We start from the raw sequence: 23,496 nt of genomic DNA on the forward strand, positions 1-23,496 counted from the left end.
GGCACAAACTGCAGTGCACCAGGCGGCGATTGTAACAGAAGTCGCGCAATAAAAAGCACTTTTACGCGTGGAGAGCACAATCTGCCGTAAATTCAGCATTGTCTGAAGCCGATCACATAACTCATTGTGATTAGCGGTTGCGTTTTAAACAATCTGGCATAAAGTTAATCATATGATTGATTAACTTCGAGCGTGACCCATGCCAGCTTCCGTACCTCATCAGGCCGCCGGCCGGGCGCGCGGCGAGCAAGCGCGCCGGCAGCTGCTCGCCGCGGCGACCGACCTGTTCGGCGAATATGGCCTGCAGGGCGCCACCACCCGCGATATCGCCCAGCGCGCCGGCCAGAACATCGCCGCCATCACCTACTACTTCAGCTCCAAAGAGGGGCTGTACCTGGCCGTGGCGCAGTCGCTCGCCGATTTCATCCAGCAGGCGTTCGCCCCGCTGGCCGAAGAGGTCGATCGCTTCTGGCAACAGCCCGTCGCGCTGCGCTCACCCGACGCGGCGCTGCGTTTGCTGCAGCGTGGCCTGCTGGCCTTCAGCGAACTGATGACCCAGCCGCACACGCTGAACCTGAGCAAAATCATGTCGCGCGAACAGCTCGCCCCGACCGACGCCTACCCGCTGATCCACAGCCAGGTGATCGCGCCGATGCACGAGCGGCTGTGCCGCCTGCTGGCGGCCGCCACCGGCATCGACGAACGCGCCCCCCGCCTCGTGCTGCATACCCATGCGCTGATCGGCGAGGTGCTGTCGTTCCGCGTGGCGCGCGAAACCATCCGCCGTCAGGCCGGCTGGCAAGAGATTGGTGAGGGCGAAGCGGCGCAAGTCGCGGCGGTGCTGAGCGAGCATATCGAGATTCTGGTTGTTGGGCTGCGCCAACGTCACGGCGCGTAAATTCAGGCAGGGAGTGTTATGAACAAAAAACGCAGTGCCTTGATCGTGTTGTTAATTCTGCTGATCGCGGCCGCCGCTTACGGGGTCTGGCATTACCAACAGCAGCAGGATAAGCCGCTGACGCTGTATGGCAACGTCGACATCCGCACGGTGAACCTCGGCTTTCGCGTCGACGGCCGCCTGGCGTCGCTGACGGTGGATGAAGGCGATGCCGTTCAGCCGGGCCAGTTGCTCGGTAAGCTGGACGACGCCCCCTACCGCAACGCGCTGCAGCAGGCCGAAGCCAACGTCGGCAGCGCGCGCGCCAAGCTGTCGTTGCTGCAGGCCGGTTACCGCGCCGAAGAGATCGCCCAGGTGCGGTCGGAAATGGCGCAGCGCCAGTCCGCCTTCGCCTACGCCGACAGCTTCCTGAAACGCCAGCAGGGGCTGTGGGCGAAAAACGCTACCTCCGCCGACGCGCTGGAGGATGCGCGCACCGCCCGCAATCAGGCGCAGGCCAACCTGCAGGCGGCGAAGGACAAGCTGTCGCAATACCGCAGCGGCAATCGCCCGCAAGAAATCGAACAGGCCAAGGCCGACGTGGCGCAGAGCGAGGCGGCGCTGGCGCAGGCACAGTTGAACCTGCAAGACGCCACGCTGGTTTCCCCTTCCGCCGGCACGGTGCTGACCCGCGCGGTGGAGCCGGGCACCATGCTCGGCGCCGGCGGCACGGTCTTCACCCTGTCGCTGACCCGGCCGGTGTGGGTGCGCGCCTACGTCAACGAAACCAGCCTGAGCCAGGCGGTGCCCGGCACCGAACTGGAGATCTACACCGACGGCCGCCCCGGCAAGCCTTATCACGGCAAGATCGGCTTCGTCTCGCCGACCGCCGAATTCACGCCGAAAAGCGTTGAAACGCCGGATCTGCGCACCGATCTGGTGTACCGCCTGCGGGTGATCGTCACCGACGCCGATGACGCGCTGCGCCAGGGCATGCCGGTCACCCTGCGCTTCGCCAAACCCTGAGGCCGGCCATGGAACAGGCGCACACCATTGAGCTGGAAGGGCTGGAGAAGCGCTTCCCGTCGCTTGAGAAACCGGCGGTCGCCAGCCTGACTACCACCCTGCGCAGCGGCGCGGTGATCGGGCTGGTCGGCCCAGACGGCGCCGGCAAAACCACCCTGCTGCGCATGCTGGCCGGGCTGCTGCAGCCCAGCAGCGGCAAACTGCGGGTCGCCGGGCTGGATCCGATCACTCAGGATCGTCAACTGCACGCGATCCTCGGTTACATGCCGCAGAAGTTCGGGCTGTATGAGGATCTGACGGTGATGGAGAACCTGACGCTGTACGCCGATCTGCGCGGCGTCACCGGCGATCTTCGCCGCCAGACCTTCGAGCGGCTGTTGAAATTCACCGATCTGACCCGCTTCACCGAGCGCCTGGCGGGCAAGCTGTCCGGCGGCATGAAGCAAAAGCTGGGCCTGGCCTGCACGCTGCTGGGCGAACCTCAGGTGCTGTTGCTGGATGAGCCGGGCGTCGGCGTCGATCCGATCTCGCGCCGCGAGCTGTGGCGCATGGTGCACGAGCTGGCCAACGACGGCATGTTGATCCTGTGGAGCACGTCTTATCTCGACGAAGCCGAGCAGTGCCGCGAAGTGCTGCTGCTCAACGAGGGCGAGCTGCTGTTCAGCGGCGCGCCGCAGGCGCTGACCCGCCGTATGGCCGGGCGCACGGTGTTGATCGCCGCGCCCCCCGGCAGCCATCGATCGCTGCTGCAGCGGGCGATCTGCCTGCCGGCGGTCACCGACGGGGTGATCCAGGGCAAATATCTGCGCCTGATCCTGAAAGAAGGCGAAGATCACCGCCGGCTGCTGCAGGCGCTGGATCTGCCGGAGGCCGAACTGGACGAAGCGGATCCGCGCTTCGAGGATGCGTTTATCGATCTGCTCGGCGGCGGCCCCAACCACCGCTCGGCGCTGGCGGAGATCATGCCGACCGTCAACGGCGCAAGCGGTGAAACGGTGATCGAAGCGGTGCAGCTGACCAAAAAATTCGGCGACTTCGCCGCTACCGATCACGTTGATTTCCAGGTGCGGCGCGGCGAAATTTTCGGCCTGCTCGGGCCGAACGGCGCCGGCAAGTCCACCACCTTCAAAATGATGTGCGGCCTGCTGATCCCCTCCAGCGGCAAGGCGCTGGTGCTGGGGATGGATCTGAAGACCAGCTCCGGCAAGGCGCGCCAGCGGCTCGGCTACATGGCGCAAAAATTCTCGCTGTACGGCAACCTGACGGTGGCGCAAAACCTGAAGTTCTTCTCCGGCGTCTACGGCCTGGGCGGCAAGGCGCAGCGCGACAAAATCGACGAGATGTCCCGCGCCTTCAACTTTGCGCCGATCCTCGATCAGACGCCGGACGCGCTGCCGCTCGGCTTCAAACAGCGCCTGGCGCTGGCCTGCGCGCTGATGCACGAACCGGATATCCTGTTCCTCGACGAACCGACTTCCGGCGTCGATCCGCTGACGCGGCGCGAATTCTGGTTGCACATCAACGGCATGGTCGACAAGGGCGTCACGGTGATGGTGACCACCCACTTTATGGACGAGGCGGAGTACTGCGACCGTATCGGCCTGGTATACCGCGGCAAGATCATCGCCGCCGGCACGCCGGACGATCTCAAACAGCTGGTGGCGCGCGACGACAATCCCAACCCCTCGATGGAGCAGGCGTTTATCGAGCTGGTGCAGGGCTACGATGAGGAGGAATCACGGTGAGCGATAACCGCACCCCAATCGACGACGGCGGCTTCTCCTGGCGCCGGCTGCGCGCGCTATGCCTGAAGGAAACGCTGCAGATACTGCGCGATCCCAGCAGCGGCCTGATCGCCTTCGTCATCCCGCTGATGCTGCTGTTTATCTTCGGCTACGGCATCAACCTGGACTCCAGCAAGCTGCATCTGGGTATTCTGATGGAGCAACAGAGCGAAGACGCGCGCGATCTGGCTCACGCCTTCGCCGGTTCGCCCTATATCGAACCGACCATCAGCGACAACCGCCAACGGCTGATCCAGCAGATGCAGGCCGGCACGATCCGTGGCCTGGTGGTGATCCCGGTGGATTTCGACCAGCGCATGGCGCGCCCGCACGACAGCGCCCCCATCCAGGTGATCACCGACGGCAGCGAGCCGAACACCGCCAACTTCGTGCAGGGTTACGCCCAGGGCGTATGGCAAGTTTGGCAGCAGCAGCGCGCCACCGATCGGGGCAACAGCGACAAACCGCTGATTGACGTGCAGATGCGCTACTGGTTCAACCCGGCGGCCATCAGCCGGCACTACATCATCCCCGGCGCCATCACCATCATCATGACGGTGATCGGCGCCATCCTCACCTCGCTGGTGATCGCCCGCGAATGGGAGCGCGGCACTATGGAGGCCCTGCTGTCCACCCAGGTGACGCGCAGCGAGCTGCTGCTCTCCAAGCTGATCCCTTATTACTTCCTCGGCATGGCCGCGATGGCGCTGTGCATGGCGGTGGCGGTGTGGGTGCTCGGCGTGCCCTATCGCGGCTCCCTGCTGATCCTGTTGCTGATCAGCAGCCTGTTCCTCGCCAGCACCCTCGGCATGGGCCTGCTGATCTCCACCCTCACCCGCAATCAGTTCAATGCGGCGATGGTGGCGCTGAACGCCGCCTTCCTGCCGTCGATCATGCTGTCCGGCTTCATCTTCCAGATCGACAGCATGCCGGCCATCGTGCGCGCGGTGACCTACATCATTCCGGCGCGCTACTTCGTCAGCACGCTGCAAACGCTGTTCCTGGCGGGCAACGTCGGCACCGTGCTGCTGATCAATCTGCTGTTCCTGATCGCTTCCGCGGTGGTGTTCATCGGCCTGACGGCCTGGAAAACCCAGCGCCGGCTGGATTGAGGAGAAAAGCGATGTTTCATCGTCTGTTGACGCTCATCATCAAGGAAATGCAGGCGCTGCTGCGCGATCCGCAAACCCGCGCCATTTTAATCATGCCGGTGATCCTGCAGGTGCTGCTGTTCCCGTTCGCCGCGACGCTGGAAGTCACCAACGCCACCATCGCGGTCTACAGCGAGGACAGCGGCCAGGCCTCGGTAGAGCTGACCCAGCGCTTCGCCAAGGCCAAGGCCTTTCAACACGTGCTGCTGCTGCGCAGCCCGCAGGAGATAAAGACCACCATCGACAACCAGCGGGCGCTGCTGCTGATCCGCTTCCCGGCGCAGTTCTCGCGCGATATCGCCACCGGCAACACCGCGCCGCTGCAGCTGCTGCTCGACGGGCGCAACTCCAACAGCGCGCAGATCGCCGCCAACTACGTGCAGCAGATCGTGCAGGAATATCAGAACGAGCTGCTCGGCAACCGCGCCAAACCCAACAACAGCGAGCTGGTGGTGCGCAACTGGTATAACCCGAATCTGGACTACAAATGGTTCGTGGTGCCGTCGCTGATCGCCATGATCACCACCATTGGCGTGCTGATCGTCACCTCGCTGTCGGTGGCGCGCGAACGCGAACAGGGTACGCTGGAACAGCTGCTGGTCTCGCCGCTCACCACCTGGCAGATCTTTATCGGCAAGGCGGTGCCGGCGCTGATCGTCGCCAGCTTCCAGGCCAGCATCGTGCTGCTGATCGGCATCTTCCTGTATCAGATCCCGTTCGCCGGATCGCTGCTGCTGTTCTATGCCACCATGCTGATCTACGGGCTGTCGCTGGTCGGTTTCGGCCTGCTGATCTCGTCGCTGTGCGCCACTCAGCAGCAGGCGTTCATCGGCGTGTTCGTGTTCATGATGCCGGCGATCCTGCTCTCGGGTTACGTCTCGCCGGTGGAGAATATGCCGGTGTGGCTGCAGGATCTGACCTGGGTTAACCCGATACGCCACTTCACCGACATCACCAAGCAGATCTACCTGAAGGACGCCAGCTTCGACATCATCTGGCACAGCCTGTGGCCGCTGCTGGTGATCACCGCCACCACCGGCAGCGCCGCCTACGCGCTGTTCCGCCGCAAAATCGCATAAAAAAGGCTCTGCATGTCACATGCAGAGCCTGGTAAGTCCTGTGGATTTCAAGCTGCTGCTTGAAAGGCCACGGATTTAGCGACGGTTGCCGAAGATACGCAGCAACATCAGGAACAGGTTGATGAAATCGAGATACAGCGTCAGCGCGCCGACGATGGCGTACTTGCGGAAGCTGTCTTTATCATCGGCGTTCAGCTGCTCGCCCATCGCCTTGAGTTTTTGCGTGTCGTACGCGGTCAGGCCGACGAACACCACCACCCCGATGTAGGTGATCGCCCACATCAGCGCGGTGCTTTTCAGCCAGATGTTCACCAGCGAGGCCAGCACGATGCCGATCAGCGCCATGAACAGCATGCTGCCGAAGCCGCTCAGATCGCGCTTGGTGGTGTAGCCATACAGGCTCATGGCGCCGAACATGCCGGCGGTGACCACGAAGGTGCTGGCGATCGAGCTGTAGGTGTAGGCGATGAAGATGCTCGACAGCGTCAGCCCGGTCAGCGCCGAGTACAGCATGAACAGCGAAGTGGCCACCGCGCCGCTCAGGCGGTTGACCATGCCGGAGATCACGAACACCAGCGCCAGCTGGGCGATGATCAGGCCGAAGAAGGTGATCTGGCTGGAGAAGATGAAGTTGAGGATCGCGGGCGTGTTGGCCGCATACCAGGAAACGAACGCCGTCAGCAGCAGACCGCAGGTCATCCAGCCGTAAACCTGCGCCATGTAGGCCTGAATGCCGCTGTTGGCACGTTCGACGATTGAACCATTAGAGCGTGGATATCGGTCCATGACGGTTACCTTTTGCGTTGTAAACAAGATTCCGAAGCCCCGCGAACGGGGCTTCGCCTGCTATAAGCGTACCACAGAATATGCCGGGCGAAAGCGGCAAAGGTCTTGATTTGTTTCCGCTGTTGACGCGTTATTTAGCCGCGTCGTGCCAGCGCTGCGCGGCCTCGCGATCGCTGTCGCGGGCGTCCACCCAACGATCGCCCTGGCCGGTGGCTTCGCGCTTCCAGAACGGCGCGCGGGTCTTCAGGTAGTCCATGATGAACTCGCTGGCGGCGAACGCCATGCTGCGGTGCGCGCCGGTCACGCCGACGAACACGATCTCGTCGCCGGGATACAGCGCGCCGACGCGGTGGATCACCGTCACCCGCTGCAGCGGCCAACGGCTGCGCGCCTCGGCCACGATCTCCGCCAGCGCCTTCTCGGTCATGCCGGGATAATGTTCCAGCGTCAGCGCGCTGACGTCGTCACCCAGATTATGGTTGCGCACCTTGCCGGTGAAGGTCACCACCGCGCCATCGGCGTCGCACTGCGCCAGCCACTGGTACTCGTCACCGACGTTGAACGGCGCTTCGCCCACGCGAATGCGGGTATTTTCCATGCTTACCCCCCGGTGACCGGCGGGAAGAAGGCCACTTCATCGCCGGCGCGCAGCGGATGGTCCGCCGCCACCAGCGACTGATTGACCGCCGCCAGCAATTTGCCGGACTCCAGCGCCAGCGCCCAGCGATCGCCGCGCGCGCACAGCGCCTGGCGCAACGCCTCGACGGTCGGGTAATCCGCCGGCATCGACAGGCCGCCGGTGCCCACCAGTTCGCGCACCTGCGCGAAGAAAAGAATATCGATCATACGTTCACCTTAAAATCGCCGGATTTGCCGCCGCTTTTCGCCAGCAGGCGCACCGGGCCGATCACCATGTCTTTCTGTACCGCTTTGCACATGTCATAGATGGTCAATGCCGCCACCGAGGCGGCGGTCAGCGCCTCCATCTCGACGCCGGTTTTGCCGGTCAGCCGGCAGCAGGTTTCGATGCGCACCCGGCTGTGCTGCGTTTGCGCCTCCAGCTGCACTTCGACCTTGCTCAGCATCAGCGGGTGGCACAGCGGGATCAGCTCCCAGGTGCGTTTGGCCGCCTGAATGCCGGCGATGCGCGCCGTGGCGAACACGTCGCCCTTGTGATGGCTGCCGTCGACGATCATCGCCAGCGTGGCGGGCAGCATCTCGACGAAGGCTTCGGCGCGCGCCTCGCGCACCGTTTCGGCCTTGGCGGAAACGTCAACCATATGGGCTTCGCCGGCGGCGTTAATGTGGGTTAGCTGTGTCATGACTCAGGGCTTCTTCAAGTGGGGCTGGAAGTTGCACGGGCGATGGCGCGCGTCCAACTGCTCTTCGATAATCCGCTCCCAGGCGGTGCGGCAGGCGCGGGTGGAGCCCGGCATGGCGAAGATCACCGTGCGGTTGGCCAGGCCGGCCAGCGCGCGCGACTGGATCGTCGCAGTGCCGATCTCTTCGTACGACACCATGCGGAACAGTTCGCCGAACCCTTCCACCTCTCTGTCGAACAGCGGCAGCAGCGCTTCCGGCGTGTTGTCGCGGGCGGTAAAACCGGTGCCGCCGGTGATCAGCACCGCCTGCACGTTGTCATCGGCGATCCAGGCGGAAACCCGCGCGCGGATCTGGTAAATGTCATCTTTGACGATGGCGCGATCCACCACCTGATGGCCGGCTTCCTGCGCCGCTTCCTGCAGATAGTGGCCGGAGGTGTCTTCCGCCGCGCCGCGGCTGTCGGAGACGGTCAGGATGGCGATATGCGCCGCAATAAACTCGCTGCTCGCATGGCTCATGGTTCAATAGGCTCCTATTGGCTGTCAGCCGCCGATAAACGACAGGTTCTGGGTGATCCCGCTGTTGCCCTGATGCAGGAAATGGGTCTGTTTCTTGCTCAGCAGCCCGCTCTGGATGCGCGCCTTCAGCGCGTCGAGCTGGCCGTCGTCCGCCAACAAATCGCGCAGGGGCACCCCCTGCTCGCCGAACAGGCACAGGTGCAGATTGCCGATGGAAGAGACGCGCAGCCGGTTACAGCTGGCGCAAAAGTCTTTTTCATACGGCATGATAAGCCCCACCTCGCCCTGGTAGTCCGGGTGGCTGAACACCTGCGCCGGGCCGTCGCTGCGGCCGCGTGCCTGGCGCTGCCAGCCCTGCTGCTCCAACTGCAGGCGAATCACTTCGCCGGAAACGTGGTGTTTGCGAAACAGCTCGCCGCCCTCGCCGGTTTCCATCAGTTCGATAAAGCGCAGCTGGATAGGCCGGTCCTTGATCCAGGCGAGAAAGGCGCCGAGCTGCTGGTGGTTAACGTCGCGCATCAGCACTGCGTTGACCTTGACCTTGCTGAAACCCGCGCTGAAGGCGGCGTCGATGCCGTCCATCACCTGGCGGAACTTGTCCTGGCCGGTGATGGCGTGAAACTGGCGGGGATCCAGGCTGTCGATGCTGACGTTGATTGCCGTCAGACCGGCGTCACGCCAGGCGGCAACGTCGCGCGCCAGACGGTAGCCGTTGGTGGTGACCGCCAGGGTACGGATGGCCGGGTTTTCCCGCACGGCGGCGATGATCTCGGTAAAATCGCGGCGCAGCGAAGGCTCGCCGCCGGTCAGGCGCACCTTTTCGGTGCCCAGTTCGGCGAACGCGCGGCTGACGCGGCGGATTTCATCCAGCGACAGGAAGCTTTTCGGGCTGCCGCTCGGCTTGTAGCCGTCGGGCAGACAATAGGTGCAACGAAAGTTGCACACGTCGGTGATCGACAAGCGCAGGTAATAGAACTTGCGCTCATAAGCATCAATGAGTTGCGGCACCATAACACCTTTCCAAAGTCGGGAGATGCGAGCGTTTCCCCTCTGCACCCTGGTGGCTGACTTCGCCACGGCCCAGGCGCCATATCGTTCCGGATGAACAACGTAGGCGCAGGGGCTAGGAGTTTGATTTCTCTTCCCGCTACCTTGAGTAGCCGGAACGAAACCGTGGTTTTCAGCAGAATTCTAGCGCTAATCGGCAACGATAGCCAACGCGTAAATTCGCTATATAATTGTCTATACAGCGTTTTTAGACGCCGCGTATTCTGGTAAACCATGATAAACATCACTTGCGCGGACGAATTGACCGGAATCACGCAAATGACACTCTTATCGCGTTTTTATGCCGGATCCGTTACCTTATGCGGGCAGTTCAGCCCCTTTGTAAGGAAATTTATGCGTAATCGTACCCTGGCCGATCTCGACCGCGTGGTGGCGTTAGGCGGCGGACACGGCCTGGGCCGTGTGATGTCGGCCCTGTCGTCCTTAGGCTCTCGCCTGACCGGCATCGTCACCACCACCGACAACGGCGGTTCCACCGGCCGCATCCGCCGTTCGGAAGGCGGCATTGCCTGGGGCGATACCCGTAACTGTCTCAACCAGCTGATCACCGAACCGAGCGTCGCCTCGGCGATGTTCGAATACCGCTTCAGCGGCAACGGCGAACTGGCCGGCCACAACCTCGGCAACCTGATGCTGAAAGCGCTGGATCACCTGAGCGTGCGCCCGCTGGAAGCGATCAACCTGGTGCGCAGCCTGCTGAAGGTAGACGCGGCGCTGATCCCGATGTCGGAGCAGCCGGTGGATTTGATGGCGCACGATCACGAAGGCAATCACGTTTACGGTGAAGTGAATGTCGATCAGCTGGCCCATATGCCGCAGGAGCTGATGCTGTCGCCGCCGGTCAGCGCCACGCGCGAAGCGCTGGACGCCATCGCGCAGGCCGACGTGATCCTGATCGGGCCGGGCAGTTTCCTCACCAGCCTGATGCCGCTGCTGCTGCTGGACGATCTCACCCAGGCGCTGCGCCGCAGCAGCGCCAGCATGATCTATATCGGCAACCTCGGCCGCGAGCTGAGCGTGGCCGCCGCGGCGCTGTCGCTACAGGATAAGCTGACGCTGATGGAAGAGAAGATTGGCCGCCGGATGATCGATGCGCTGATCGTCGGCCCGGTGGTAGACGCCAGTGAAGTGCAGGATCGGGTGGTGATTCAACAGCCGCTGGAAGCGAGCGACATCCCCTACAGACACGATCGCCAGCTGCTGCGCCAGGCGCTGGATCGGGCGCTGGTGGCGCTGGCCGCCCGCCGCTGACCGAATTTAACCGTCTCGCCCGCGCAGCCAGGGATTATCGCTGGCTGGGGCGGGATGGCTGACCATATCGATATACAGATCTTCCACCTCTTTGCGCGCCCAGGGCGTGCGACGCAAAAACTTCAGGCTGGACTTGATGCTCGGATCGCTGCGGAAGCAGTTGATGCGAATGCGTGCGCCCAGCTCGGACCAACCGTAGTGATCCACCAGCTTATTCAGCAGTTGCTCCAGCGTCACGCCGTGCAGCGGGTCTTTGGACTGGTGTTGGCTCATGTTCGGTACTCTTCGTGGTCAAATCGGGCCGCACACCTTAACAGCTTTGACGCGGCCGACAAGGAATTTCGACGCCCGCCGCGCGGGCGCCATCCAACGGTCAGGAAATCGCAATAAACTGCTCGCGCAGCTGGTGGATCTGGTCGCGCAGCGCAGCCGCCTGCTCGAACTCCAGGTTTTGCGCGTGGGTGTACATTTGCGCTTCCAGATCGCGGATTTTCTGATCCAGCGCTTTCGGCGTAAGGTTCTGCAGCGAAGCGCCGCCGTCCGCCGCCTTGCCCTTGCCTTTGCTCTTGGCGCGGTTGACCGGCTGGCCGATCTGCAGAATGTCGCCGATCTTCTTGTTCAGCCCCTGCGGCACGATGCCGTTGGCTTCGTTGTAGGCCTGCTGCTTGGCGCGGCGCCGCTCGGTTTCACCGATCGCCTTGGCCATCGAATCGGTGATGCGATCGCCATACAGGATCGCCTTGCCGTTCAGGTTACGCGCCGCGCGTCCGATGGTCTGGATCAGCGAACGCTCGGAACGCAGGAAACCTTCCTTGTCGGCGTCCAGAATCGCCACCAGCGACACCTCAGGCATGTCGAGCCCCTCACGCAGCAGGTTGATGCCCACCAGCACGTCGAACTCGCCCAGACGCAGGTCACGGATGATTTCGACCCGTTCCACGGTATCGATGTCCGAGTGCAGGTAGCGTACGCGCTCGCCATGCTCTTCCAGGTATTCGGTCAGGTCTTCCGCCATGCGTTTGGTCAGGGTGGTCACCAGCACGCGCTCGTTGATCGCCGCTCGCTTGCGGATCTCGGAGAGCAGATCGTCCACCTGGGTGGCGACCGGCCGCACCTCCACGATCGGATCCAGCAGCCCGGTCGGCCGCACCACCTGATCGATCAGATCGCCGCCGGATTTCTCCAGCTCGTATTTGCCCGGCGTCGCGGAGACATAGATGGTCTGCGGCGCCAGCGCCTCGAACTCCTCGAAGCGCAGCGGGCGGTTGTCCAGCGCCGACGGCAGGCGGAAGCCGTACTCCACCAGCGTTTCCTTGCGCGCGCGGTCGCCCTTGAACATCGCGCCGATCTGCGGAATGGTGACGTGGGATTCGTCGACCACCAGCAGGCCGTCCGCCGGCAGGTAGTCGAACAGCGTCGGCGGCGGCTCGCCCTCGGCGCGCCCGGACAGGTAGCGCGAGTAGTTTTCGATGCCCGAGCAGTAGCCCAGCTCGTTCATCATCTCCAGATCGAACTGGGTGCGCTGCGTCAGGCGCTGCTCTTCCAGCAGCTTGTTGTTGGCCAGCAGCACCTTGCGGCGGTCCGCCAGATCGACCTTGATCTCTTCCATCGCTTGCATGATCCGCTCGCGCGGCGTCACGTAGTGCGATTTCGGGTAGATGGTAAAGCGCGGCACCACCTGCTCGATCTGCCCGGTCAGCGGATCGAACAGCGACAGCCGCTCCACTTCTTCGTCGAACAGCTCGACGCGCAGCGCCAGCTCGTCCGACTCCGCCGGGTAAATGTCGATCACCTCGCCGCGCACGCGGAAGGTAGCGCGCTGGAAGGCCTGATCGTTGCGGGAATATTGCAGCTCCGCCAGGCGGCGCAAAATGGATCGCTGATCGATGATCATCCCCTGGGTCAGGTGCAGCATCATCTTCAGGTAAAGATCCGGATCGCCCAGGCCGTAGATCGCCGACACCGACGCCACCACCACCACGTCGCGCCGCTCCAGCAGCGCCTTGGTGGCGGAAAGGCGCATCTGCTCGATGTGCTCGTTCACCGAAGCGTCTTTTTCAATGAAGGTATCGGAGCTGGGCACGTAGGCTTCCGGCTGGTAGTAGTCGTAGTAGGAGACGAAGTATTCCACCGCATTCTCCGGGAAAAACTCTTTCATCTCGCCGTACAGCTGCGCCGCCAGCGTCTTGTTCGGCGCCAGCACCATGGTCGGCCGATTCAGATCGGCTATCACGTTGGCGATGGTGAATGTCTTGCCCGAACCGGTGACCCCCAGCAACGTCTGGTGCGCCAGGCCGTCTTCCAGCCCCTCTTCCAGCTTGCGGATGGCTTCCGGCTGATCGCCGGCCGGTTTGAACTCTGAATGCAGTTTGAAAAGTTTACTCATTGCTCGGCTACCCTGTGGAGATGCGCGCGCTCAGGCGGCCAGCCGACTCTGCGCCGGGCATGGCCCCTAATTATGGAAAGTGTCGGCGATTTGCGCCAGTGCCCATGATACTGGATATAAAACCAGCTTCAAGCGGATTCGTCGCTGCGCCCGATGCCACGGCAACGCCGTTGCACCGTGGCGTTACAGTCCGGTGACATTTTTATTGTCAATAACAGATTTATCCCCAGAACTTGCCGCGAATTAACTTATTGATAGCACCGCGTCGAAAAATCATACATAGAGACCTGATCAATACCCTCGCGTCTTGATTTTAATTAAATTATTGATAATTAATTACTTTAATAAAAAGACGAGAATGCGGGCAAAGCGAACAGAACCCGCGTCCGCTCTCGCTTTACAGCGTTTTTCTAAATCTAATACACAAGGTTATCCACAGGAATAGTGGATAACTCTCACCGCCCCGCCCGGGGCGGGAGTTACAGAAAGAAAGCTTTTCGCCCTTTACACTGGCCAAAATGCCTTTTTTAGTTATTTTTTCATAAAAATATCGCTTTGTTTATGCCGATTAATACTAAAAATCCCCATTGCCAAAATCGCATTGGCTCCTTTCACGTGGATCGCTCTTGACGGCGGCGCAATGCCTTGCACCATGCCCACACCGAACAGCACCACAAGAGTGCAAAAAACGTCCGGGTTAACTTGCCCGCGTATTTTCAGGCCGTCACGGCAGCGCGCGTCAGGCCTGACGTGCGGTTAACAAGGCGATAACAATCCCCCGTTTTCACCCGGCGGCAAAAATTGGCCTGGGAGTTGCTTTGTCTTCCTGCGTATAAATGCGGTGCGGCAGCATGATGCGCTGCCGGCCGCGAAGTTTCACCGCCGCGGCGTTATCGCCCGTAAAAACGCAAGAACGACACCAAGTCGTCACAAGCGTCGTTTTTAACGACATATTGACTGTCATTCCGTCCACCGCAGACCTGGCTCTGGCTCCTCGGACGGACGGCATTTTGTTCCAGACATTGCCACACTCGGGAAATTCGCCGCTCATGCGGCCTTTGCAGCCCCCGCCAACGAGTGAAACGAGCGTCTATGAGGAGAATGCCAAATGCTGAGCCTGAGATCGGTCAATCAATTTTACGGGCAGAACCACACCCTGTGGGACATCAACCTGGAGCTGCCGCGCGGCCAGTGCACCGTGCTGCTCGGGCGCAACGGGGTGGGCAAGACCACGCTGGTCAACTGCATCATGGGGCATGTGCCGGTGGTGAGCGGCAGCATGACCTGGCAGCCGGCGGATCAGCCGCCGCAAAACCTGCTGCTGCAGCCGATGGAGCGCCGCGCCGCGCTGGGCATCAGCCACGTACCCCAAGGGCGGCAGCTCTTCTCGCAGTTGAGCGTGGAGGAGAATCTGCAGGTGGCGCAAATGGCCGGGCGCGGCGCCCCTCGCCGTATTCCGCCGCTGATCTACAGCCTGTTTCCCCATTTGCGCCAGATGCGCGCGCGCCGCGCCGGCGATCTGTGCGTGGGCGCTCAGCGCCAGCTGGCGATCGGTCGGGCGCTGGCCCAGGAGCCGGCTCTGCTGATCCTCGACGAACCGACGGCGGGTGTACCGCCCTCGATCGCCGCCGACATCGGCAACGTGATCCGCCGGCTCAACCGCGAACTGGGCATGACCATTTTACTGGTGGAGCATCAGCTGCCGTTCGTGCGCCGGGTGGCGGATCGCTTCTGCCTGTTGGATAGCGGGCGCACGGTGGCGCACGGCGCGCTGGCGCAGCTGGATGAGGCGCTGATCGGCGCCGGGTTGGCAGGGCAAGAAGAAGGATGAGGGAGAGAAGCCCCCCTCATTGAGAGTTTATAGCAGGCTGATATCCAGATACTGCCCCAGCGGCGCCCGTTCGGCCTGCGGCAGGTGCGGGATTTCGCCCAGCAGCGGCGCCGGCAGCATGCGGCGCAGCGTGGCCAGGTATTCCTGATGCCGCCGCCCCGGCGGCGCCACGTCGTTGGCGATCCAACCGGCCAGCGTCAGCCCGGCCTGCTGCACCGCCTGCGCCGTCAGCACCGCGTGGTTGATGCAGCCTAGTTTGATGCCCACCACCAGGATCACCGGCAGTTGCTCCTGCTGCACCCAGTCGGCAAAGGTGTACTCCGCCGACAGCGGGGTAAACCACCCGCCCGCGCCCTCGACCAGCACCCAGTCGGCGCGCTGCTCCAGCCGGCGCAGGCCGTCGGACAGCCGCGCCGCGTCGATCGGCCGGCCTTCATCGGCGCTGACGATATGCGGCGAGGTGGGTTCGGCAAAAACGTAAGGGTTCACTTCATCGTAGCTGAGCGCCACGCCGCTGTTGGCCTGCAGCGCCAGCGCGTCGCCGTTGCGCAGTCCCTCGGCGGTCATCTCGCTGCCGGAAGCCACCGGCTTATACCCGGCGCTGCGGTAGCCCGCCCGGTTGGCGGCCTGCAGCAAGGCGCTGCTGGCGACGGTTTTCCCCACTTCGGTGTCGGTGCCGGTTACGAACCAACGTTTAATCACGATAAATCACTCCATAAGCCAGATGATAGCTGAGCGGGAACTGCCCCCGCCGGCACGGGTAAGCCGCCTGCAGCGCGGCGAGACGGCCGCGCGACATCAGGCCGCCCTCGCGCCCCTGATGCAGATGCGTGGCCCCGATGCCCTTGAGCGAACGCATCAGCGTCATCACGTCCGGGTAGTTCAGAGTGCGCAACTCCGTGACCAGCTCGTGTCGATAGCCAGCACAGGCGGCGCGGATCTGCGCCAGCGGCAGAAAGGCGTTCACGTGGCGCTCGCCGTCCACCTGTTGCCAGGCATCCCCCAGTTCCTGCAGCGATCCCGCCGCCAGCGTGGAAAACAGGATCGCGCCGCCGGGGCGGGTCACGCGGTACAGCTCCGCCAACGCGGCGGGCAGATCGCTGCACCACTGCACCACCAGGCTGCTGAAACAGATGTCCATCGCCGCGTCGGGCAGCGGCACCTGTTCGATATCGCCCAGCAAATAATGGTGCGCCGCCTGCCGTTGACGGGCGACATCCAGCATGCCCGGCGCCAGATCGAGCGCGGTCACCTGCTTGCCGCGCTCGCGCCACAGGCGGCTGAAATAGCCGGTGCCGCAGCCGGCATCCAGCAGCCGTTCACCCGGATGGGCACTCCCCATCCCCAGTAAGCGCTCGCCAACGTCACGCTGCAGCGCGGCGGCGGCGTCGTAGCTGCCGGCGGCGCGGCTGAAGGCCGAAGCGACCGCCTGTTTGTTCACCCAGTCATTGGCTGACGTCATGCAATACCTCCAGCAGGCGATCGATATCCTGCGGCTGATGCGCCGCCGTCAGGGTGATGCGCAGCCGCGCGCCGCCCGGCGGCACCGTCGGCGGGCGGATGGCGCTCACCCACAGCCCGCGCTCGCGCAGGCGGGTCGCCAGATCGAGCGCGCGTTGATTGTCACCCACCAGCAGCGGCTGGATGGCGGTGTCGGAGTCCGTCAGGGTCAGCGCCAGCGGCGCAGCGCCCTGGCGGAAACGGCGGATGTTGTCCTGCAGCCGGGCGCGCAGTTCATCGCCCTCTCGAATGCAGGCCAGCGCCGCCTGCAGCGCGCAGGCCTGCGCCGGCGGCATCGCGGTGCTGTAGATCAGATGGCGGGCGAACTGCAGTAGATACTCGGCGGTCGCCTCATCGCACAGCACCGCCGCGCCGCTGACGCCGAACGCCTTGCCGAAGGTCGCCACCAGCAGTTCAGGGCGCACGCCCTGCTGCCAGCAGCTGCCGCGGCCTTGCTCGCCGCGCACGCCGACGCCGTGGGCATCGTCCACCATCAGCCAGGCGCCCGCCGCGCGGGTTAGGCGATGCAGTTCCACCAACGGTGCGCCGTCGCCGTCCATGCTGAACACCCCTTCGGTCACCGCCAGCCTCTGCCCGTCGCAGGGTTTGGCCAACAGATCCGCCAGCGCCTGCGGCTGATTGTGCTGGAAGCGGCGCAGCTCGGCCGGCGATTGCGCCGCCGCCTCCAGCAGCGAGGCGTGGCTGAGGCGATCGGCCAAAATGCGATCGCCCTTTTGCATCAACGCCGCCAGCACCGCCTGGTTGGCGGCGTAACCGGAGATGAACAGCAGCGCGCGCGGATAGCCGAGCCACGCCGCCAGTTGCTCCTCCAGCGCCTGATGTGCCGCGCTAAAGCCGGTGACGTGGCCCGAACCGCCGCTGCCGACGCCGTAGCGCTGCGCGCCCTGCTGCCAGGCGGCGATCACCCGCGCATCCTGGCTCAGCCCCAGGTAGTCGTTGCCGGAGAAATTCAGGTAGAGACGATCGCCGAGCCGAATCTGGCGGCCATTGCCGCCCTCGGTGGTCTGTCGCCGACGGTAGGCGGCGTTGAGGCGCCGCTCTGCCAGCGCCTGCTCAATGCGTTGTTGCCAGCTCATCACAGCGCCGCGTTGTAAAACTCGGCGGTATCGGCGGTCAGCAGTTGCTTAGCCAGCGCCTGCTGTTGCTGGTTGTCGCCGTGTTCGGTGGCGGTCTGCTGCGGGTTCAGCCCCAGCTTGCGGAACAGCTGCAGGTCTTTGTCTTCTTCCGGGTTCGGCGTGGTCAGCAACTTGCAGCCGTAGAAGATCGAGTTGGCGCCGGCCATGAAGCACATCGCCTGCGTCTGTTCGTTCATCTGTTCACGGCCGGCGGAAAGGCGGACATAAGAAGACGGCATCATGATGCGCGCCACCGCGATGGTGCGGATGAAATCGAACGGATCGACGTCGTCGTTATCCGCCAGCGGCGTGCCTTTCACCTTCACCAACATATTGATCGGCACACTCTCCGGCGGCTTCGGCAGATTGGCCAGCTGCACCAGCAGCCCGGCGCGGTCACGCACCGTTTCACCCAGCCCGACGATGCCGCCGGAGCATACTTTGATGCCGGCATCGCGCACTTTGTCGAGCGTATCCAGGCGTTCCTGGTAGCTGCGGGTGGTGATGATGCTGCCGTAGAACTCCGGCGAGGTGTCGAGGTTATGGTTGTAGTAATCCAGCCCGGCCTCCGCCAGCCGTTCAGCCTGAGTGCCATCCAGCGTGCCCAGGGTCATGCAGGTTTCCATGCCCATCGCTTTCACGCCCTGCACCATCTGCTGCAGATAAGGCATATCGCGCTCGTGCGGGTTCTTCCACGCCGCGCCCATGCAAAAACGGGTCGAGCCGTTCGCCTTGGCCTTGCGCGCCGATTCCAGCACCTGCTCGACCTGCATCAGCCGCTCCGCCTCCAGGCCGGTCTTGTAGCGCGAACTCTGCGGGCAGTATTTGCAGTCTTCCGGGCAAGCGCCGGTTTTGATCGACAGCAGCGTGCTGACCTGCACCTGACGCGGATCGAAGTGTTGGCGGTGTACGGTTTGCGCTTCGAACAGCAGTTCAAGCAGCGGTTTATCAAACAGGGCCTGGGCTTGCCCTACTGTCCAGTGAATGCGATCGGCCATCATGGCGTCTCCAAAACGAAAAAGTGTCGCCAGTTTAAATATTGTGGATATACTGTCAACCAATCTTAATTCAATTTGGTTTACAAGTATGTCTGTCACCGCTTCCGACCTGGCGTTTGACCAACGTCATATCTGGCACCCCTACACCTCCATGAGCCGCCCGTTACCCTGTTACCCGATCGAGTCGGCCAGCGGCGTCGAGCTGCAGCTGGCGGACGGCCGGCGTCTGGTGGACGGCATGTCCTCCTGGTGGGCGGCGATCCACGGTTACAACCATCCTCGCCTGAATCAGGCCGCCAGCCGGCAGCTGGAGAAGATGTCGCACGTGATGTTCGGCGGTATTACCCATCCGTCCGCCATCTCGCTGTGCCGTCGGCTGGTGGAGATGACGCCGGAAGCGCTGCAGTGCGTGTTCCTGGCGGATTCCGGTTCGGTGGCGGTGGAAGTGTCGCTGAAGATGGCGCTGCAGTATTGGCAGGCGCGCGGCGAGCGGCGGCAGCGCATCCTGACGCTGCGCCACGGCTATCACGGCGATACCTTCGGCGCGATGTCGGTCTGCGATCCGGACAACTCGATGCACAGCCTCTATCAGGGCTATCTGGCGCCGCACCTGTTCGCCACCGCGCCGCAGTGCCGCTTCGACGAAGAATGGCGTGAAGAGGACATCGCGCCGTTCGCCGCGCTGCTGGAGCAGCACGCCGGTGAAGTGGCGGCGGTGATCCTGGAACCGGTGGTGCAAGGCGCCGGCGGCATGCGCATCTACCACCCAAGCTACCTCAAGCGGGTGCGCGAGCTGTGCGATCGCCATCAGGTGCTGCTGATCGCCGACGAGATCGCCACCGGCTTCGGCCGCACCGGCAAGCTGTTCGCCTGCGAGCACGCGCAGGTGGTGCCGGACATTCTCTGCCTGGGCAAGGCGCTGACCGGCGGCTACATGACGCTGTCCGCCACCCTGACCACCCGCCACGTGGCGGAGACCATCAGCAACGGCGCGGCCGGCTGCTTTATGCACGGGCCGACCTTTATGGGCAACCCGCTGGCCTGCGCGGTGGCGGATGCCAGCCTGGCTCTGCTGGCGGAAAATCGCTGGCAGGCGCAGGTGAGCGCCATCGAAGCCCAGCTGAAGCAGGAGCTGCTGCCGCTCGCGGCGCTGCCGAAGGTGGCGGACGTGCGGGTGCTGGGCGCGATTGGGGTGGTGGAGATGCGTGAACCGGTGAACGTCGCCGAGCTGCAGCGCGGGTTCGTCGAACGCGGGGTGTGGATCCGGCCGTTCGGCAAGCTGATTTACCTGATGCCGCCTTACATCATCGAAGCGGAACAGCTCAGCCGCCTGACCGCCGCCGTGGCCGCCGCCGCGCGTTAATGGCTTACCAATGCTGGTCCAGATAGCGGGCCAGCAGCCCCAGACACAGCAGCCAGAGTAAAATGATCATCACCGCCGCCATGCGGCCGGTGGGGTTATCCACGCGCTTTTGCGCCTTCTCGCGCAGCTCGGCCATCAGCGGCTTGGGGATCAGGCGCACCGCCAGCATGATGCCCAACGGTACGATAATCACGTCGTCCAGATAGCCCAGCACCGGAATGAAGTCCGGGATCAGATCGATAGGCGAGATCGCATAGCCGGCCACCAGCAGCGCGATCAGTTTGGCGTACCACGGGGTGCGCTTATCACGGGCGGCCAGCCACAGCGCGTAAATATCGCGCTTGATGCCTTTGGCCCAACGGCGCAGCCAGCCGAACCACGGCGTGCGTTTTTTCAGTGAGATCATGCTTATTTCATATAGGAACGTAAGACGGTCATCAATTGCTCGATGTCTTGCTCACGCTGCTGCGGCGTGGCGTCCGCAGCAGCCAAGTGTTCGCGCACGTGCCCTTCCAGCACCTGCGCCATCAAACCGTTGACCGCGCCGCGCACCGCTGCGATCTGCTGCAGAATAGCAGAACACTCACCGCCGCTTTCCAGCGCGCGCTCCAGCGCTTCGGCCTGCCCTTTAATGCGGCGCACCCGCGCCAACAGCTTCTTTTGATCTCTGATGGTATGGCTCATCATTTCCGCCTGATTGTTATTTACTATACTGGGGTATAGTATATTTCAGCACACTACCTTTTGCTGAGGAACTTCACCATGACTTCTCACGCGCTCGCTTTGCACCGCGAGCACAGCCACGTTTTTGACGATGGTAACCCATTGGCTGAAAGAAACACCAGATGGGCGGTGATACTCACCGCCGGTATGATGGCCATCGAGATCGCCGGTGGCTGGCTGTTTAACTCGATGGCATTGCTGGCCGACGGCTGGCATATGAGCTCACACGCGCTGGCTCTGGGCCTGTCGGTGCTGGCTTACGGCGCCGCACGACGGCTGGCCAAAGACCGCCGCTTCAGCCTCGGCACCTGGAAGATAGAAGTGCTGGCCGGTTACACCAGCGCGGTGTTGTTGGTGCTGGTGGCGGCGCTGATGCTGTTCCAGTCTGCGCAAAGGCTGATGAATCCCAGCCCGATTCATTACAACGAAGCCATCGCCATCGGTACGATTGGGCTGGCCGTCAATCTGCTTTGCGCCTGGCTGTTGCGCGGCGGCGGCCACCATCATCACGGGGATGACCACGATGACCATCATCATGACCTCAACCTGCGTTCCGCCTATATCCACGTCATCGCCGACGCCGCCACTTCGGTGCTGGCGATCGTGGCGCTGTTCGGCGGCAAGCTTTGGGGCGCCGTATGGCTCGATCCGTTGATGGGCATCGTCGGCGCGATGATGGTGGCCGCCTGGGCCTATAGCCTGATGCGCGATAGTGGAAAGATTTTGCTGGATGCCGAAATGGACGCTCCCGTTGCACAAGAGATTCGTCAAACTCTGGCCACTGCCGGCCACTCGCTTACGCTGACCGATTTGCATTTAGGCCGCATCGGCAAAGGAAAGTATCATTGCGTCATCGCCTTGAGCAGCGCCGATCGCACCCTCACCCCCGATCGGGTACGCCAACTGTTGGCCGCGCGTCCCGAACTGGTGCATGTCACCGTCGAGATCAACCGTCCGCCGCTGGCGCAAGGGGTTGTATTGTTCCACCGAAAAGATCTAGCTTAAGGGTTCGCGTTTACCGACAACTGGGAGTCACTATGGCTTTTCGTTTGTACAGCAACGATCTGCAGGACGGCGGCAAACTGCCGCAGCAGCAGGTTTTCAACGGCATGGGCTATCACGGCGATAACCTGTCGCCCCACCTGGCCTGGGACGGCGTGCCGGCCGGCACCAAAAGCTTCGTGATCGCCGTTTACGATCCCGATGCCCCGACCGGCTCAGGCTGGTGGCACTGGATCGTGGCCAACATTCCCGCCGACGTGCGCGAGCTGCCGCAGGGCGCGGGCTCAGGTAAAGCCCCGCTGCCCGCCGGCGCGCTGCAGACCCGCACCGACTTCGGCTCAGCCGGCTACGGCGGCGCGGCGCCGCCGAGTGGCGAAAGCCACCGCTACCAGTTCACCGTGCATGCGCTGGACGTGGAGCGCATCGAGGTGGATGAGGGTTCCAGCGGCGCGCTGGTGGGCTTTAACGTCCATTTCCACAGCCTCGGCAGCGCCACGCTGACGGTGACGTTCAACTGATCCCCCGCCAATAAAAAAGCGCGATTCCACCGAATCGCGCTTTTTCCATACTCGTCTGACCGCCGAATTACTTCGCCAGCACGCTCACCCACATCGGGCCTTTGCCCACCGGATAACGCGCCAGCGTGGTCAGCTTACCGCTGGCCTGGTCAATTTCATGCACCGCGATGTGATCGGATTTCTGGCCGGACGAAATCACGAAACGGCCGCTGTGATCGATGTTGAAACCGCGCGGCTGCGCTTCGGTCGGATGATAGCCGACCACGCTCAGCGTGCCGCCGTCTGCGGAAACGCTGAAGATGGTCAGAATGCTGGCGGTGCGGTCGCTGGTGTACAGGAAGCGGCCGTTCGGCGTGATATGGATGTCCGCCGCCCAGCGGGTGCCGTCGAAGTCGGCCGGCATGATGTCCAGCGTCTGCGTCACGGTGTATTTGCCGCCGTTTTCCGAGATGGCCAGCACGTCCACCGTGCCGTCCAGCTCATTGACGCAGTAGGCGAACTTGTCGTTGTGGTGGAACGCCATATGACGCGGGCCGGCGCCGGCGGCGGTCGCCACCGCTTCCTGCGCATGTGGCGTCAGCTGGCCCGCCAGGCTCAGGTTGAACAGGCGGATGCGGTCTTCTTTCAGGCAAGGCACCAGCACCAGCTGGTTGGTCGGATCGATGTTCGCCGAGTGCGGCGCGGTCAGGCCGTCGATCTGCTGAATGGGCGCCGTCACCACGCCGTCGTGGCCGATCGGGCTGATGCTGGCGCAGTTGCCGCTGTAGGAGGCGGAGAACAGGTAACGCCCCTGCAAATCGGTGGAGATATGGGTCGGGCTGCCCGGCAGCGGCGCCATGCCGGCCTGCTGCAGCGTGCCGTCCGCCTCGATGCGGTAGCTGACGATGCCGAACGCCGGACGCACGCCGACGTACAGGTGGGTCTTGTCCGGATGAAGGGTCATCGGCTGCACCTGGCCCGGCACGTCAACGGTTTGCAGCAGCGCCAGCGCGCCGGCGTCGTCCAACTGCCAGACGTGGATCTGCTGGCTCTCCGGGCTGGCGACATAAACGATTTGCTTCATGTGTTCTCCTTGCAAAGGGTAAAAGAGGAACCGGTTTCAGGCCGTTCGATTGCCCCTAGCTTACCGCACATCCGTCGCATGGCAACCCCGCTTAGCACCGGAAGCTCACGCGG

At 63.1% G+C, this 23,496-nt stretch carries 26 protein-coding genes and 1 riboswitch; of the genes, 10 read left to right on the forward strand and 16 right to left on the reverse strand.

The window, feature by feature from the left end:
• Positions 1-199 precede the first annotated feature (199 nt).
• The 5 genes from cecR to ACSBQQ_RS11950 are packed head-to-tail and all read left to right on the forward strand — an operon-like array spanning position 200 to position 5,917.
• A complete protein-coding gene (gene cecR / locus ACSBQQ_RS11930) occupies positions 200-898 on the forward strand; it encodes a transcriptional regulator CecR (RefSeq protein ID WP_033647107.1) in 699 nt (232 codons plus the stop codon).
• An 18-nt stretch (positions 899-916) separates the two neighbouring features.
• Entirely contained in the window at positions 917-1,903 is a 987-nt protein-coding gene (gene hlyD / locus ACSBQQ_RS11935) for a secretion protein HlyD (RefSeq protein ID WP_033647110.1), read from the forward strand.
• Positions 1,904-1,911: 8 nt separating this feature from the next.
• A complete protein-coding gene (locus ACSBQQ_RS11940) occupies positions 1,912-3,648 on the forward strand; it encodes an ATP-binding cassette domain-containing protein (RefSeq protein WP_060426450.1) in 1,737 nt (578 codons plus the stop codon).
• Positions 3,645-4,799 (forward strand): ABC transporter permease, encoded by a 1,155-nt coding sequence (locus tag ACSBQQ_RS11945; protein ID WP_060426447.1) that lies wholly within the window; start codon positions 3,645-3,647, stop codon positions 4,797-4,799. Before ACSBQQ_RS11940 ends, ACSBQQ_RS11945 begins: the two co-directional genes overlap by 4 nt.
• Positions 4,800-4,810: 11 nt before the next feature.
• Entirely contained in the window at positions 4,811-5,917 is a 1,107-nt protein-coding gene (locus tag ACSBQQ_RS11950) for an ABC transporter permease (RefSeq protein ID WP_033637509.1), read from the forward strand.
• 75 nt (positions 5,918-5,992) lie between these two features.
• On the opposite strand, the gene ACSBQQ_RS11955 is transcribed toward ACSBQQ_RS11950, so the two are convergent.
• The 6 genes from ACSBQQ_RS11955 to moaA form a co-directional block, all read right to left on the reverse strand.
• Complete coding sequence (locus tag ACSBQQ_RS11955; protein WP_033637508.1) at positions 5,993-6,703, reverse strand: Bax inhibitor-1/YccA family protein; 711 nt, start codon at positions 6,701-6,703, stop codon at positions 5,993-5,995.
• Positions 6,704-6,833: 130 nt separating this feature from the next.
• Positions 6,834-7,301: a molybdopterin synthase catalytic subunit MoaE gene (gene moaE, locus ACSBQQ_RS11960; protein WP_004939764.1), complete on the reverse strand. Its 468-nt coding sequence runs from the start codon at positions 7,299-7,301 to the stop codon at positions 6,834-6,836.
• Between the two features lie 2 nt (positions 7,302-7,303).
• The gene (moaD, locus tag ACSBQQ_RS11965) at positions 7,304-7,549 is read right to left on the reverse strand and encodes a molybdopterin synthase sulfur carrier subunit (protein ID WP_019453985.1); all 246 of its coding nucleotides are present in this window, start codon (positions 7,547-7,549) and stop codon (positions 7,304-7,306) included.
• On the reverse strand, positions 7,546-8,025 hold the full coding sequence (gene moaC, locus ACSBQQ_RS11970; RefSeq protein WP_033637506.1) for a cyclic pyranopterin monophosphate synthase MoaC: 480 nt from the start codon (positions 8,023-8,025) through the stop codon (positions 7,546-7,548). Before moaC ends, moaD begins: the two co-directional genes overlap by 4 nt.
• A 3-nt stretch (positions 8,026-8,028) precedes the next feature.
• Positions 8,029-8,544 (reverse strand): molybdenum cofactor biosynthesis protein B, encoded by a 516-nt coding sequence (gene moaB, locus ACSBQQ_RS11975; RefSeq protein WP_033637505.1) that lies wholly within the window; start codon positions 8,542-8,544, stop codon positions 8,029-8,031.
• A 24-nt stretch (positions 8,545-8,568) separates the two neighbouring features.
• Positions 8,569-9,555, reverse strand: a complete 987-nt coding sequence (moaA, locus tag ACSBQQ_RS11980; RefSeq protein ID WP_016928681.1) for a GTP 3',8-cyclase MoaA — start codon at positions 9,553-9,555, stop codon at positions 8,569-8,571.
• Positions 9,542-9,686, reverse strand: a riboswitch (molybdenum cofactor riboswitch). (Overlaps the previous gene by 14 nt.)
• A 259-nt stretch (positions 9,687-9,945) precedes the next feature.
• Between moaA and yvcK the strand changes: the two genes are divergently transcribed.
• Entirely contained in the window at positions 9,946-10,863 is a 918-nt protein-coding gene (gene yvcK, locus ACSBQQ_RS11985) for a uridine diphosphate-N-acetylglucosamine-binding protein YvcK (RefSeq protein WP_060428244.1), read from the forward strand.
• Between the two features lie 6 nt (positions 10,864-10,869).
• Here yvcK and ACSBQQ_RS11990 read toward each other — a convergent pair whose 3' ends face one another.
• The 3 genes from ACSBQQ_RS11990 to ACSBQQ_RS12000 form a co-directional block, all read right to left on the reverse strand.
• On the reverse strand, positions 10,870-11,136 hold the full coding sequence (locus tag ACSBQQ_RS11990; protein ID WP_004939783.1) for a VF530 family DNA-binding protein: 267 nt from the start codon (positions 11,134-11,136) through the stop codon (positions 10,870-10,872).
• Between the two features lie 100 nt (positions 11,137-11,236).
• Positions 11,237-13,249, reverse strand: coding sequence for an excinuclease ABC subunit UvrB (gene uvrB, locus ACSBQQ_RS11995; RefSeq protein WP_033647115.1), 2,013 nt, complete (start codon positions 13,247-13,249; stop codon positions 11,237-11,239).
• 784 nt (positions 13,250-14,033) lie between these two features.
• Complete coding sequence (locus ACSBQQ_RS12000) at positions 14,034-14,213, reverse strand: hypothetical protein (RefSeq protein WP_130042688.1); 180 nt, start codon at positions 14,211-14,213, stop codon at positions 14,034-14,036.
• A 144-nt stretch (positions 14,214-14,357) separates the two neighbouring features.
• Here ACSBQQ_RS12000 and ACSBQQ_RS12005 point away from each other — a divergent pair, with 144 nt between their 5' ends.
• Complete coding sequence (locus tag ACSBQQ_RS12005; RefSeq protein ID WP_033647117.1) at positions 14,358-15,080, forward strand: ATP-binding cassette domain-containing protein; 723 nt, start codon at positions 14,358-14,360, stop codon at positions 15,078-15,080.
• Between the two features lie 27 nt (positions 15,081-15,107).
• Here the strand turns inward: ACSBQQ_RS12005 and bioD are convergent, their stop codons facing one another.
• The 4 genes from bioD to bioB are packed head-to-tail and all read right to left on the reverse strand — an operon-like array spanning position 15,108 to position 18,714.
• Positions 15,108-15,782: a dethiobiotin synthase gene (gene bioD / locus ACSBQQ_RS12010; RefSeq protein WP_039566910.1), complete on the reverse strand. Its 675-nt coding sequence runs from the start codon at positions 15,780-15,782 to the stop codon at positions 15,108-15,110.
• Positions 15,775-16,542 carry a malonyl-ACP O-methyltransferase BioC gene (gene bioC / locus ACSBQQ_RS12015; RefSeq protein ID WP_033647122.1) on the reverse strand — a complete coding sequence of 256 codons (768 nt, stop codon included), beginning with the start codon at positions 16,540-16,542 and terminating at the stop codon, positions 15,775-15,777. Before bioC ends, bioD begins: the two co-directional genes overlap by 8 nt.
• Complete coding sequence (bioF, locus tag ACSBQQ_RS12020; RefSeq protein WP_060428242.1) at positions 16,526-17,677, reverse strand: 8-amino-7-oxononanoate synthase; 1,152 nt, start codon at positions 17,675-17,677, stop codon at positions 16,526-16,528. The genes bioC and bioF overlap by 17 nt, the downstream gene beginning before the upstream one ends.
• Positions 17,677-18,714 (reverse strand): biotin synthase BioB, encoded by a 1,038-nt coding sequence (gene bioB, locus ACSBQQ_RS12025; protein WP_033653544.1) that lies wholly within the window; start codon positions 18,712-18,714, stop codon positions 17,677-17,679. The genes bioF and bioB overlap by 1 nt, the downstream gene beginning before the upstream one ends.
• A gap of 88 nt (positions 18,715-18,802) precedes the next feature.
• Here bioB and bioA point away from each other — a divergent pair, with 88 nt between their 5' ends.
• Complete coding sequence (gene bioA / locus ACSBQQ_RS12030; RefSeq protein WP_060428240.1) at positions 18,803-20,077, forward strand: adenosylmethionine--8-amino-7-oxononanoate transaminase; 1,275 nt, start codon at positions 18,803-18,805, stop codon at positions 20,075-20,077.
• Positions 20,078-20,081: 4 nt separating this feature from the next.
• Here the strand turns inward: bioA and ACSBQQ_RS12035 are convergent, their stop codons facing one another.
• Both ACSBQQ_RS12035 and ACSBQQ_RS12040 read right to left on the reverse strand, forming a co-directional pair.
• Positions 20,082-20,483, reverse strand: a complete 402-nt coding sequence (locus ACSBQQ_RS12035; RefSeq protein WP_016928691.1) for a YkvA family protein — start codon at positions 20,481-20,483, stop codon at positions 20,082-20,084.
• Positions 20,484-20,485: 2 nt separating this feature from the next.
• Positions 20,486-20,761 (reverse strand): metal/formaldehyde-sensitive transcriptional repressor, encoded by a 276-nt coding sequence (locus tag ACSBQQ_RS12040; protein ID WP_019453999.1) that lies wholly within the window; start codon positions 20,759-20,761, stop codon positions 20,486-20,488.
• 78 nt (positions 20,762-20,839) lie between these two features.
• Between ACSBQQ_RS12040 and dmeF the strand changes: the two genes are divergently transcribed.
• Both dmeF and ACSBQQ_RS12050 read left to right on the forward strand, forming a co-directional pair.
• Positions 20,840-21,805 (forward strand): CDF family Co(II)/Ni(II) efflux transporter DmeF, encoded by a 966-nt coding sequence (dmeF, locus tag ACSBQQ_RS12045; RefSeq protein ID WP_072269907.1) that lies wholly within the window; start codon positions 20,840-20,842, stop codon positions 21,803-21,805.
• A gap of 32 nt (positions 21,806-21,837) precedes the next feature.
• A complete protein-coding gene (locus ACSBQQ_RS12050; RefSeq protein ID WP_033637497.1) occupies positions 21,838-22,320 on the forward strand; it encodes a kinase inhibitor in 483 nt (160 codons plus the stop codon).
• Positions 22,321-22,387: 67 nt separating this feature from the next.
• On the opposite strand, the gene pgl is transcribed toward ACSBQQ_RS12050, so the two are convergent.
• Positions 22,388-23,383, reverse strand: a complete 996-nt coding sequence (gene pgl / locus ACSBQQ_RS12055; RefSeq protein ID WP_033637496.1) for a 6-phosphogluconolactonase — start codon at positions 23,381-23,383, stop codon at positions 22,388-22,390.
• Positions 23,384-23,496 lie beyond the last annotated feature (113 nt).

It is taken from the genome of Serratia sp. G204Y, assembly GCF_051172435.1.
In the GTDB taxonomy this organism is placed as follows: Bacteria; Pseudomonadota; Gammaproteobacteria; order Enterobacterales; family Enterobacteriaceae; genus Serratia; species Serratia sarumanii.

What these genes read in the sequence shown, in the direction of transcription:
- bioB (WP_033653544.1), bottom strand. Translation starts at nt 18,714, where the DNA reads ATGGCCGATCGCATTCACTGGACAGTAGGGCAAGCCCAGGCCCTGTTT.
- ACSBQQ_RS11950 (WP_033637509.1), top strand. Translation starts at nt 4,811, where the DNA reads ATGTTTCATCGTCTGTTGACGCTCATCATCAAGGAAATGCAGGCGCTG.
- bioC (WP_033647122.1), bottom strand. Translation starts at nt 16,542, where the DNA reads ATGACGTCAGCCAATGACTGGGTGAACAAACAGGCGGTCGCTTCGGCC.
- ACSBQQ_RS12050 (WP_033637497.1), top strand. Translation starts at nt 21,838, where the DNA reads ATGGCTTTTCGTTTGTACAGCAACGATCTGCAGGACGGCGGCAAACTG.
- pgl (WP_033637496.1), bottom strand. Translation starts at nt 23,383, where the DNA reads ATGAAGCAAATCGTTTATGTCGCCAGCCCGGAGAGCCAGCAGATCCAC.
- hlyD (WP_033647110.1), top strand. Translation starts at nt 917, where the DNA reads ATGAACAAAAAACGCAGTGCCTTGATCGTGTTGTTAATTCTGCTGATC.
- moaB (WP_033637505.1), bottom strand. Translation starts at nt 8,544, where the DNA reads ATGAGCCATGCGAGCAGCGAGTTTATTGCGGCGCATATCGCCATCCTG.
- moaA (WP_016928681.1), bottom strand. Translation starts at nt 9,555, where the DNA reads ATGGTGCCGCAACTCATTGATGCTTATGAGCGCAAGTTCTATTACCTG.
- uvrB (WP_033647115.1), bottom strand. Translation starts at nt 13,249, where the DNA reads ATGAGTAAACTTTTCAAACTGCATTCAGAGTTCAAACCGGCCGGCGAT.
- moaE (WP_004939764.1), bottom strand. Translation starts at nt 7,301, where the DNA reads ATGGAAAATACCCGCATTCGCGTGGGCGAAGCGCCGTTCAACGTCGGT.
- yvcK (WP_060428244.1), top strand. Translation starts at nt 9,946, where the DNA reads ATGCGTAATCGTACCCTGGCCGATCTCGACCGCGTGGTGGCGTTAGGC.
- bioF (WP_060428242.1), bottom strand. Translation starts at nt 17,677, where the DNA reads ATGAGCTGGCAACAACGCATTGAGCAGGCGCTGGCAGAGCGGCGCCTC.
- ACSBQQ_RS12005 (WP_033647117.1), top strand. Translation starts at nt 14,358, where the DNA reads ATGCTGAGCCTGAGATCGGTCAATCAATTTTACGGGCAGAACCACACC.
- ACSBQQ_RS12000 (WP_130042688.1), bottom strand. Translation starts at nt 14,213, where the DNA reads ATGACAGTCAATATGTCGTTAAAAACGACGCTTGTGACGACTTGGTGT.
- moaC (WP_033637506.1), bottom strand. Translation starts at nt 8,025, where the DNA reads ATGACACAGCTAACCCACATTAACGCCGCCGGCGAAGCCCATATGGTT.
- ACSBQQ_RS11990 (WP_004939783.1), bottom strand. Translation starts at nt 11,136, where the DNA reads ATGAGCCAACACCAGTCCAAAGACCCGCTGCACGGCGTGACGCTGGAG.
- cecR (WP_033647107.1), top strand. Translation starts at nt 200, where the DNA reads ATGCCAGCTTCCGTACCTCATCAGGCCGCCGGCCGGGCGCGCGGCGAG.
- ACSBQQ_RS12040 (WP_019453999.1), bottom strand. Translation starts at nt 20,761, where the DNA reads ATGAGCCATACCATCAGAGATCAAAAGAAGCTGTTGGCGCGGGTGCGC.
- dmeF (WP_072269907.1), top strand. Translation starts at nt 20,840, where the DNA reads ATGACTTCTCACGCGCTCGCTTTGCACCGCGAGCACAGCCACGTTTTT.
- moaD (WP_019453985.1), bottom strand. Translation starts at nt 7,549, where the DNA reads ATGATCGATATTCTTTTCTTCGCGCAGGTGCGCGAACTGGTGGGCACC.
- bioA (WP_060428240.1), top strand. Translation starts at nt 18,803, where the DNA reads ATGTCTGTCACCGCTTCCGACCTGGCGTTTGACCAACGTCATATCTGG.
- ACSBQQ_RS12035 (WP_016928691.1), bottom strand. Translation starts at nt 20,483, where the DNA reads ATGATCTCACTGAAAAAACGCACGCCGTGGTTCGGCTGGCTGCGCCGT.
- ACSBQQ_RS11955 (WP_033637508.1), bottom strand. Translation starts at nt 6,703, where the DNA reads ATGGACCGATATCCACGCTCTAATGGTTCAATCGTCGAACGTGCCAAC.
- ACSBQQ_RS11940 (WP_060426450.1), top strand. Translation starts at nt 1,912, where the DNA reads ATGGAACAGGCGCACACCATTGAGCTGGAAGGGCTGGAGAAGCGCTTC.